Raw genomic sequence first — 10,427 nt, forward strand, 5'->3', positions numbered from 1 at the left:
CCATGTGCGCGTCACTGGAGGTGCATACCGGCTGGAGAGTGCAACTGAAGAAGAAACGCAGCCTGTGTTTGAAGCTCATGCAACAGACTGGCATTGACACGACTGACTGGCAGCGCATCAACGATTTCTGCCGCCACCCGCGGATAGCCGGAAAGGTGTTCGCCAATCTAACACTGGCAGACCTTGACTCGTTGCAGACAAAGCTGCGCGCCATCATGCGCAAGGGGAGAAGCCTCTCCCAACCCCTCCGAAGGAGGGGAGAAAGCCTCTCCCCCAGCCCCTCCCCGAAAGGGAGGGGAGTAGATAGCTTCTCGTCGGAAGGGCGTGGCGTGGCGATTGTATTCCAAATGGACAACATGACAGAAAGTTAACAGGTATGACACAAAGACAATTTGTAAAGCGTGCGATGGAGCACATCCGTGAACTCGGCAAGGAGATGAGCAATGAAGAATACAGTGACTTCTTGGAGGATCTGTCATACGAGCTCGAGACCGAACGTGAAGATGTGAGCTATTTAATAATTCATAATTCATAAATCATAAATCATCATTCATCAACTTGTGAACTAAAGAACTTATAAACTCAAACAACCAGCCAATCTCTCCCCTCCTTTGGAGGGGCAGGGGGAGGCTCCTTAAAAACTCAAAAAGACAATGGCAACAAGAAAAAAGAAAGTAATCATCACTGGCGTGAGCAGAGAAGCTGCCGATGATGCGTTTGCAACCTACGCCAAGAGCGATGCACAGGTACAGAAAATCAATGCAGATATTGAGCTGCAGTGTGCGAAGGTGCGCGAGAAGTATGCCGACAAGCTGGCTACGCTGACTGCTGAAAGAGACAATGCGTTTGACACGCTGCAGTCTTTTGCCACGGAGAACCAAGCCGAGCTGTTTTCCAAGAAGAAGAGCCTTGACATGGCTCATGGCACGATAGGCTTCCGTACGGGCACGCCAAAGCTGAAGACGCTGAAGGGGTTTACCTGGGCGAGTGCGCTGAACCTTGTGAAGAGTTTCCTGCCCAGCTATATCCGCCAGACGGAGGAGATTGCGAAGGACAAGCTGCTTGCCGATCGTGAGGTGGAGGTGCAGCTTGGCGGCGGTGACCCTGAGAACCGTGGCTATCGTCCTCTTCGTGAGCAGATGACGGCGTGTGGCATCCAGGTGGTTCAGGACGAGGCCTTCTATGTTGAACCTAAGAAGGAGGAGACGGCATGAAGCGCGAAGTGAGGCGACCTCCGCGGGTGTCGTTTTGCCGCAGGTGCGTGGGCACCGGCGTATGGCGACACCTTATGGATGACGGTACGCCGTTGACAGGGCCCTGTCCCCAGTGTGAGGGCAGTGGCTGGGTGACAGTTAGTTCAGTAACGGAATATGACATCAGGCCTTATAGGCCAAAGAACATTTAGTATATGCAGAAGCGATGCGGAGTAAGTTATCAGAAACGTGTAGAGGAGATAAACAGGATATATGACCAGCATGCCAAAAGCGGAATTTCCAACCGTGAGATATGGCGACGATACATATATCCTGTATATGCCATTACTGAACGTACCTTTTATAATATACTCAATGCGAGCGCGGAAAGTAAGAATAAGATAGCTGACGACACCCGTCAGCTATTGCTCTTTGAAACGTTGGGAGGAGCCTCTCCCCCTGCCCCTCCCCGAAAGGGAGGGGAGTGATTAGCTAACTACTTTGAACTTTGAACTTTGAACTTTGAGGTTTGAACAAAACAAGCCATCTTTCTCCCCTCCTTTGGAGGGGCTGGGGGAGGCTCCTTGTGAACTTAAAAATGAAACAGCAATGAGAAAGGAATTATACACAGCCATTGTGGCGAAGCTCAAGCAAGATGTTCCTGAGGTTGTACATATCGACCTGTGGAACCATAATGTGGAGTTTATAGAGCAGGAGGAGGGCTGGGAGCGCCCAGCGGTGTTCGTGGAGTTCGGCTCGATAGTATGGGAGCCCAATGTGGGCAGTGGCTATCGAGGAAAGGGACAGGTGCGCCTGCACGTCGTTACGGACTGGACGGAAGGCGGTCAAGAGGCTGCATGGGACCTTATATGCAAGATACGCGCGGTTATGGAGCGTGTGGAAGGTATAGGCTTTCACGGTTTGGTACTTTCGGAAACCGAAACGAACCACAACCACGAGGAGATGTTGGAGAGCGTGGAGAGTTACTCGGTGAGATATGTGATAAACTCGTGAACTTAAAAACTAAAAAACTTAAAAACTTAAAAATGAAACAGGAATTATTTATAGAGGGCGAGAAGGTGAGCTATTCGATACAAGAGAAGAACGTGGTTAGCGTGCTTGGCAGGGTGTATATCTACAGGAAGCCTACGACGGAAGATGTGCTGAAGATAGTGTGGATGGGTCTGACGAGCCAGAAGGGTTTGAGCTTTGCCGAGTTCAGGAAGATGCATGCCTTGGGTTTGGTTCGTATGAGCAGGCGGCGCGGTCAGTATACGTTGGGGCAGGTGTACTGGCTGGTGATGGGAAGAGTGCGGGAAATCAACCGCAGAATGAGGTAAAAAAAAGGAGGAGAAGCCTCCCCCGACCCCTCCGAAGGAGGGGAGAACAGACAGCTGGAGGACTTTTTATAATTCATAATTTTTAATTCATAAATCATAATTATGGCTAACAACTTGTGTACATATAAACTGTTAAAATGTTTGCGTAAGTGACTGATTTTTAGTAACTTTATATGGTTATAGTTGACGAGTTGACAAGGAGCCTCCCCTAACCCCTCCGAAGGAGGGGGATTGGTTAGCTGAACTAACAGCTCGTGAACTCGTAAACTTGTGAACTCGTCAACTAAAAAAACAGCCTATTTTCTCCCCTCCTTTGGAGGGGTTGGGGGAGGCTCCTTTTTCGATTTTTCGGCGGAAAAGTTTGGTGGTATTGAAATTTTGCGTATCTTTGCGGTGCTAAGTTTTATATCAGAGGGCGAGAGAGTTCGCCTGATGCACCGCATTCGGGCTTTTTTTGTGCCCTGGCGGTACGCCTATATGGCGGTGCGCTCACCCCGTGATGCAGTTGTAATGGCTGTGTCGGTCCTCTGATAAGACTTAGCAGCGGGTAGTGGCGCACCGCTTTTTTGCGCCCATGCTAAAATTATCAGTTATGTCAAACAAAGAGATGAAGGTATTTACCTTCAATGAGAACAATCAAACAATTCGTGTAGATGCCGAAGGTGATAACCTTTGGTTCGTTGCTAAAGATGTATGCCAAGCATTAGGTATAGGCTGGCGTGGTGACACATTAGCCTATATACCAGAGGATTGGAAAGGGTTGCGGAAATTCCGCACCCCCGGTGGCGAACAGCAATTAACCGTGATTTCGGAAGCCGGCATGTATAAGTTGGCGTTTCGTTGTCAGAGTTCGGAGCGTGCAGACAAATTTACGAACTGGGTGGCTGGTGAGGTATTGCCGAGTTTGCGCAAGACTGGCAGGTATGAGTTGAAGCCCCAGAAGCGCGGCGTGGTGCGGAAGACCCGTGGCGATGGTGTGAACGTGGAGCTGACGAACTTGCTGTGGCTGATTGGCGAGAGCCTTGAGCAGGGTGACCAGGCAGCTGTGGCTTTGGAGCTTGGTGTTAGCCGTACGGCTGTGAACCGCACGCTGAACGGCCTGAACAGGAGCAGCCGAATACTGATGGCACTATATCAGAAGGCTCGTGAGAACCGTGAGCGTAACCTGCTGTATTATCAGCCGGAGTTGATGGCTGGTCGTTTGCTGGGCTGTGATGCGGCTTTGCCGCTGGGCAACCAGCTGCCGACGGTGCAGATTGGCGGAAAGAAGGGCGGCAAGATTGGTAACCAAAATGCCAGGAAGCACTGGGGAAAGGAGATGAGGTAATGGTACGGATAGAAGATACGAAGATAGTGATAGAGATACCCTGTAGGAACCGTATAAACGGTGAGGACACTTGGGAGGAGATGACGAAGATGCTTTTGACTCTGATTCAGGATGCTGACGAGGATATGCTTCGTAAGGATGAGCTTTATATGGCGATAGAGCTATTGCGTGCCATGTTGCCTAAGTTTGAGTGTGGCAGTTGCGGCAGCGCCCTTTCTGAGATTTAATCGTTTTGCGTTATGGATTTTCTGAAGAAATGGAAGATCGGTCGTGTGCGTATCTATGTGACGACTTACCGTATGAAGCGTCGTCCAAAGCTGGATGACACTCGCCGCAATGTTCGTCACCGTTTGTTGCGTAAGCGTGCTGCCTTGTATCGTCGTCAGGCTGGGCGGTGTGGCTGTTGTGGTGGGGAATTTCGTGAGGATGAAATGGAGGTGCATCATGTATTGGGTGTTAGTGATCGTCCCGACCAGCTTTGCCGTAAGAGTAACCTTGTGTTGCTTTGCCCTTCGTGCCACCGGAAGGAGCATGATTCATAATATTAGTTGACGAGTTCACGAGGAAACAAGTTGACGAGTTGATAGCTTTCAAGCAAAAAGTCTATTTACTTGTGAACTCGTAAACTTGTGAACTTGTGAACTAAAAAAACTATCAACTTGTGAATTTGTGAACTATTCATAGACAGCTACGAGGTGCGCTACCTACTGAACTGACGGGATTTTTCATCAGAAAGCCGCGACGGATGATTTTCCGTCGCGGCTTTGTTCATTATGTTCGGTGAGACTATCAAGTGAAGTTTTACTCTTATGTCTTCATATATTAAATACTTCTACTCTTTTTATTGATACCTATGTTATCCGTTAAATGCTTTTAGTCTAACACCACCACTTCCGTTATCCTCCCAGGGACAGAGCAGGTACCAACGACATCCATCCCATTGAGTCCTGTATATGGCGACAGCCCGCAGCATCACGTTATTTGGAATGTCTACCTGACAAAATTTAAATGGTGTTATTAGAGGAAGCCAGAAAGAAACGGTACCCCCTGTGTTGTTGAAAATGTTTGACGTGACGCCGTTCATTCTTACACCCCCTCCAAAGAATCCATAGTCCTGGCTCCAGTTTTCTAACACCCAGCTCAGGCTCTTACCATTTTTTATTTCTTCTTTGGATGCGTATGCTTCAAATGGCTGCGCTATCTTCATACCATAAATCTCTGTGGCATCAATCAATTTCGCATTTAACTTCCCGTTCTCATCCACCAAGAACGTCCATTCACCCCTGTTGTTCTGCACTTTGAAGTGGTCAGCCGTAGCCTTGAACTCCCTGTCTTTGAAACTAAATCCACTCGCCAACAATGCTTCCACCGTGCCGTCGTACGCGCACCATGGGGTTGCCGTGTCGCCCTCCTCGAGCTTGGGGTGGCAAAGCCAAAGCTCACACTGCGCACCCTCACGCTCATCGGCGAGACAGGCGAGAAACAAGTGTTTCATCTGACTGCTATCACCGCTGTCAAACACATAGCACATGCGCTTCCATTTGTCTATGTCAGATTTGGTATAATTTCCGTCACTGTGTAGGTAGCCACCAAAGTTGTACCTATTATCGTCAGAGGCGCAATCAACATAAAAACAACCAGATTCTCCATACGACTTGAACTTCATCCAAACGGATATGGTATATTTCGTGTGCGGCTTTAACGGCACGGCTTTCCACGCAACATTCGTCCACTTAATCCAGCCATTGCTCTTGTACACGTTCTTGATGTGTATAGCATCCGCCCCAGCCACGCCACCGCCTTTGAGGTACTCGAACCACTCACTGAAACCAATTTCTGCTAATTCAACTCCCAAATGCTTCTGAATGGCTCTCTTGTTGGTGGTGTCAACTCCATCGAGGTCGAAATCGCTTCCCCACAGCAAGTTTGGGCGTGTACCATTCGCCACCGTCAAGCTGAAGCTTTCGGCGGTCTGCTTTAGCTCCGTACGGCTCACCTTGTCTTTTACCTCAGTGCGAAATTGGTCTATCGTGGTTTCAAAAACGCTAACCCTACCGTCAAGTGTGCTTACCTTACCTGCTATGCCGTCTATCTTACCGTCTAATCCGTCAACTTTATTCCCAAAATCAAAGTTTGACTCTACCTCATATTGTAAGCCTATAGTCCGTGCATCCAAAACCTTTCCTCCTTGCATCAAACAGACACGAAAGAAAGGTGTGGCGTCAAAGCAATCAGCATAGTCGTATGTAGCCTCTGTCACCCAGTAAGGCTTGCCATCTTCCCACTTAACCTCGAACGATGCCCAAGACGGTTCTATGGTCAGTGATAATCCGAAAGTGTCAAGCCTTCCTAATTCTAAATAATGTTTCTCGCCTTCTTTCCGTGTTATCATATATTTTAGAAACAGCACCACCTTAGCCGTTTCTCGCTTAGTGCCATGCACCACAGCTTTCTCTATCTTTGGAATAAGCCTGAAAACTACAGCGTCTTCACCATTGTTTCCCGGTTTTCCTGGTTCACCTGGTTTTCCTGGCTTCCCTGGTTCTCCATTTTTCCCATCATAAACAAAAACGACCGATTTGCTATCCACCTTCTTTCCGTCTATATAGAGATTGATGTAATAAAAGCGGACATATCCTGTATGAAGACTGAGTACCCATTTTTTATCGTCTTTGTTGTACGTTAGCGAGTATGAGGATATAGGTTGACCGTCACGTAGCACCTCTATTTGAGCCTTCGCATTATCCAACTGAACTATTTTATCACTCTCCATGCGAAAAGCTCTGATTTCAATAAATTCAGGGTTTTGCTGATCATATTTACTGACAGAAACCTGCGAAGAAGATAGTTCAAGCCTATACACAACTGCATCCTTTCCTTTGATAAGCGACCATGTATATTTGCCGGCATCAGTGCTGTCAGGCTCATCCGTGTAGCTGACATACTGACCGATGTACGCTCTATCTTTGCTGTCATCAGTACTGAAGTCTACTTTTCCGTCTGGTGAGTTTGCATACGCAATATGTAAGTGTGGCGTTTGACCGTCTTTCCCGTCATTCACCGCCGTTATTGTTATAATGGATCTGGCTAATACTTTGTTCATGAAATGAGTTTTTAAGTTTACGAGTTGACGAGTTTACAAGTTCACGAGTTGACGAGTTCACAAGTTTACGAGTTAATTCATAATTGTGGCTAACAACACATCAACTTGTGAACTTGTCAACTATATTATGAATTATGAATTAAAAATTATGAATTATCATGAGTTCTCCTTCGGTTTCCCTCCTCTTTATGCTTTTCTAACCTCGCATACAAAAGTTGCCTTCTGGTCTACATCAGCTGCCAATACTTTCAAAGGGTTTCCCGTCTTTGTGGGCGACGATGTGCCAGTGAAGTTCTCTTGCGCTCCAGCCTTGTTGTACTTCGTCCATGTGTAGGTAAACTTAGATGTCTGTGCGCTCACATCTTCTAACTTCACGCCATTTTGCCACACCTCGGCGTTGATATCTATTTCTCCCTTGCCATTGACGATGACATTTCCCTTAGGGGCATGCAGCACTACCTCGTATGGATCAGTGCGGTCTTCGAACGTGACGATGGCTTCGGAGGTTTGCCCATCGTCAGTGGCTATCACTTTGTAAGTCTGTACGTTCAACACATCATCAGCGTGTACTGTGAGCGTGCTGTTACCACCACTTGTTTGTACCCCTGTAGAAATATCCTCGAACTTTCCGTTGGCAAAATTCAGCTTCAGCCATTGAAACTTCTGGATAGAAGTATCGTGTACGCCCCCACGATAGCACTCGGCATGTGCTGTCAGTTCTGTGATGCTTGTATCAAAGCTGTTTCCTTTCGGCTGTGTCAGCACCACTTGAAGAAGTGCTCCTGCTGATGTGGACTTAATGACCTGCGTCTGCGCCTCAAGCACTGTGTCGACATTTGTCAATGTGTCATGATAAGTTGCCTTGACGTTGATGTTCAACGCATTCGAGGAAATGTTGCTCGCTATGGTAAGCACTGCACCTGCACTGATGGCTCCCACAGAATACCCTCCAGCACTCTTGCCAGCCTGCAACTTCGTACCATTGATGTCATACTCGATAGAAGTGAGTGCACTGACCATGTTCTGACCACTACCCGTCACATACACTTTAGGTGTAACCGTGTTCTTGTCCGTGCTGAAGTTGGGTACATACACCTTGGTGTCAGGATTGTACATCTGCGACGGATTCTTCACTTGCAGTATCATGGATACCTGCTTTGCGTCATTCAAATCTACGATTGTGATTTGTCCTCTTGATAAAATTTTGTTTGCCATTTTTTTAAGTTTATGAGTTTTTTAGTTTACGAGTTTACAAGTTTACGAGTTCACGAGTTGATAGCTTTTAAGTTTATGAGTTCATGAGTTTTTAAGTTCACGAGTTGATAGCTTTGCTAACCACAAAGTTCAATGTTCAACGTTATCACAGATCAAGCACTCCACTTGTGCCATGTTGTTCACCTCCTGCGCACTCAGTTCTATTCTGCTTCCGCACTGCTGGTGCCGTTTGTTCCAAATAGTGTCAAACTCGGGATTACCGCTATGGATGACCCACGAGAACTGCCAGTCTTTCAGCGTTTCGGTAATCTCTTTCGTTCCATAATACACCACGGCAAAAAGCCAGACAGAGCCTTGCCCGTTACGAATGATGTTGCCGTTTGGCGTATCGGTGAAAATGTTTACCGTATAACTACTCTCCCCGTCATCCCCTTTGTCTCCTTTGCTGCCCTTGTCCACCAACAGCATCCATGCATCACCTTTGCCTGGTTCTTCTGTCGTTCTCTTACCTGGCTCTACGATGCACAGCCATTGCCTACCGTCATGTGTTACGCTGTCATAGTAGCCGTATTCCTTTCCGCTTNTCCATTCACCGAGCAACACAGGTACGGGTCTTATCTCACCCGATGAGCTCCTCGCCCTCAAGTTACCCACTATCTGATTGTCATTCTGTGCAAGATACGTCTCCTTATGCTTGCTTAGGTCATAGCTGTTCACACCGACATACTTTGCCCAGTATGGCGCCACCAGTCCGACGTCAATACTCTTGTAAGCACTATTCACAATGACGCTCTGCCTGTCTGTGTTGGTTCTATTTCCTACCTGTGCCGTTTGATCACCTACCAGTGGGACATCGCTGTTATCGGCGCAATCCGTCCTGCTCAGTACAATCTTCAGGCACTCTACCTCTTCACCGTTTATTTTTCGCCTGACAGACGTTGTAGGAGCAGCGATGACCAGTCGCCAATAAAAGTGATTGCAGACATTGTGATTCGTTCCAACCCCTACGTTGAACCCACCGTAACACATCATCTGGTCATTCACCTCACACATCTGCACAAGCTTCACACCGTCTTGCTCTGCTCGTTGATAGCACTCATAGCCATCTGCCGTTTCCTCGCAATCATCTACCTTGAACGTTGCTGCACTCTGTATGATAATCCCGCCCGCCGCCTTCGCTTTGAGTATTTCCAGCTCAAAGAATGTCGCCTTCCCCGTTACGGTGAGGTTCTTGGTATTGACGTTTCCCGAGTTGTTGATGTCCCCCGAGTTGTTGATGTTGCCTGTGTTTGTAATGTTGCCATCGTTGTTGATGTCGCCATCGTTGTTGATGTCGCCATCATTGACAATTCCCTTAAAATAACTCACCGCCTTTGCGATGACTCCCTTGAGGAAGGTGACGACCTCTGCTGCCGTGTTGGGTATGTCGTTTCGTAGGAAGTGCGAGAGTGTTTTTGATTCCAAGCTCACCTCATCCGCCCTCGTTGCTTCGTCCGCTTTCTTGGCATGCTCTGCCTGTTCGGCGATGATGGCCTTTTCCGCCATTTTCGCCGTGTCGGCTTTGCTGGCGTGTACCGCCTCCTTGACGGACTTGTCTCCATAGGCTGCTCCGGGTGTCCTGACTGTTGGCGTTGTAGCCTTATTTTTCGGTTTCTTAATAATCTTTACGTCTATCATTTCTCAATCTCCTTTAACGACATTTCTGCCTCCCCCGATTCGAGGTTCCTTGTGATGCCTTGTACGAAAAAGTTTTTTCCCATTGCAGGATGCCTGTAATGGTTGAACGTGCTGATGCGTTGCCCCTTCTTGTCAATGAGCTTTTGGGTCATGAGAATTCTCGGCTGGTGGTACTCGTTGTAATAGCTGTCAACATACAGCTGCTCCGGCTTTGCCTGTCTCCCCGTTGTGTGGTCGTAGAGNTTGATNACGCCNTCNCCAGTGAGCAAGTTGAGCGGCGTGCTCATGCATACCCCCTGTGCCACGCCCAGCTGNCTGCATTCGTCNGAGGTGAGTGCCGAGTTGATTTTGAACTCGATGTCATCCTTCCTGTTAACAAACTGCTGCTTGTCGTCGCTCATGTAGACGATGTCGCTGTCGCCCGGTCTTTCGATCATNCCATTNTCGCTGTACACCTTNACCTGAAAATCCTCGATGAGNATGCTGCTGACNTTCGCCAGNAGTGAAATGGTGTTGCTGGTCCACTTGGTATGTCGGAAGAAGGTGGGGTGCCTCCTTGTGATGTTCTCCCA

General features: G+C 47.9%; 10 protein-coding genes and 1 pseudogene. 9 read left to right on the forward strand and 2 right to left on the reverse strand.

All coding sequences use genetic code 11. The features are described from left to right. The 9 genes and pseudogenes from HMPREF9304_RS14995 to HMPREF9304_RS10605 form a co-directional block, all read left to right on the forward strand. Positions 1 to 371, forward strand: a pseudogene (locus HMPREF9304_RS14995) (hypothetical protein); the annotation flags it as partial. Positions 372 to 376: 5 nt separating this feature from the next. After that, positions 377 to 535: a hypothetical protein gene (locus tag HMPREF9304_RS14515; RefSeq protein ID WP_156104812.1), complete on the forward strand. Its 159-nt coding sequence runs from the start codon at positions 377 to 379 to the stop codon at positions 533 to 535. Between the two features lie 118 nt (positions 536 to 653). Next, positions 654 to 1,214 carry a host-nuclease inhibitor Gam family protein gene (locus tag HMPREF9304_RS10575; RefSeq protein WP_036928896.1) on the forward strand — a complete coding sequence of 187 codons (561 nt, stop codon included), beginning with the start codon at positions 654 to 656 and terminating at the stop codon, positions 1,212 to 1,214. Positions 1,215 to 1,408: 194 nt separating this feature from the next. Then, complete coding sequence (locus tag HMPREF9304_RS10580; RefSeq protein ID WP_052046102.1) at positions 1,409 to 1,681, forward strand: hypothetical protein; 273 nt, start codon at positions 1,409 to 1,411, stop codon at positions 1,679 to 1,681. A 121-nt stretch (positions 1,682 to 1,802) separates the two neighbouring features. Next, positions 1,803 to 2,207 carry a hypothetical protein gene (locus tag HMPREF9304_RS10585; protein WP_036928920.1) on the forward strand — a complete coding sequence of 135 codons (405 nt, stop codon included), beginning with the start codon at positions 1,803 to 1,805 and terminating at the stop codon, positions 2,205 to 2,207. 32 nt (positions 2,208 to 2,239) lie between these two features. Next, a complete protein-coding gene (locus tag HMPREF9304_RS10590) occupies positions 2,240 to 2,533 on the forward strand; it encodes a hypothetical protein (protein ID WP_036928898.1) in 294 nt (97 codons plus the stop codon). A 574-nt stretch (positions 2,534 to 3,107) separates the two neighbouring features. After that, a complete protein-coding gene (locus tag HMPREF9304_RS13840; RefSeq protein WP_081953704.1) occupies positions 3,108 to 3,860 on the forward strand; it encodes a BRO-N domain-containing protein in 753 nt (250 codons plus the stop codon). Next, complete coding sequence (locus tag HMPREF9304_RS10600) at positions 3,860 to 4,087, forward strand: hypothetical protein (protein WP_036928900.1); 228 nt, start codon at positions 3,860 to 3,862, stop codon at positions 4,085 to 4,087. The genes HMPREF9304_RS13840 and HMPREF9304_RS10600 overlap by 1 nt, the downstream gene beginning before the upstream one ends. Positions 4,088 to 4,099: 12 nt before the next feature. Next, a complete protein-coding gene (locus HMPREF9304_RS10605) occupies positions 4,100 to 4,402 on the forward strand; it encodes an HNH endonuclease (protein WP_036928903.1) in 303 nt (100 codons plus the stop codon). Between the two features lie 314 nt (positions 4,403 to 4,716). Here the strand turns inward: HMPREF9304_RS10605 and HMPREF9304_RS10610 are convergent, their stop codons facing one another. After that, positions 4,717 to 6,963 (reverse strand): collagen-like triple helix repeat-containing protein, encoded by a 2,247-nt coding sequence (locus HMPREF9304_RS10610; RefSeq protein WP_036928905.1) that lies wholly within the window; start codon positions 6,961 to 6,963, stop codon positions 4,717 to 4,719. Positions 6,964 to 7,149: 186 nt separating this feature from the next. Beyond that, on the reverse strand, positions 7,150 to 8,178 hold the full coding sequence (locus HMPREF9304_RS10615) for a hypothetical protein (RefSeq protein WP_036928907.1): 1,029 nt from the start codon (positions 8,176 to 8,178) through the stop codon (positions 7,150 to 7,152). Positions 8,179 to 10,427 lie beyond the last annotated feature (2,249 nt).

Origin of the sequence: Hoylesella timonensis S9-PR14, assembly GCF_000762405.1 — a bacterium.
Lineage (GTDB): Bacteria > Bacteroidota > Bacteroidia > Bacteroidales > Bacteroidaceae > Prevotella > Prevotella timonensis_A.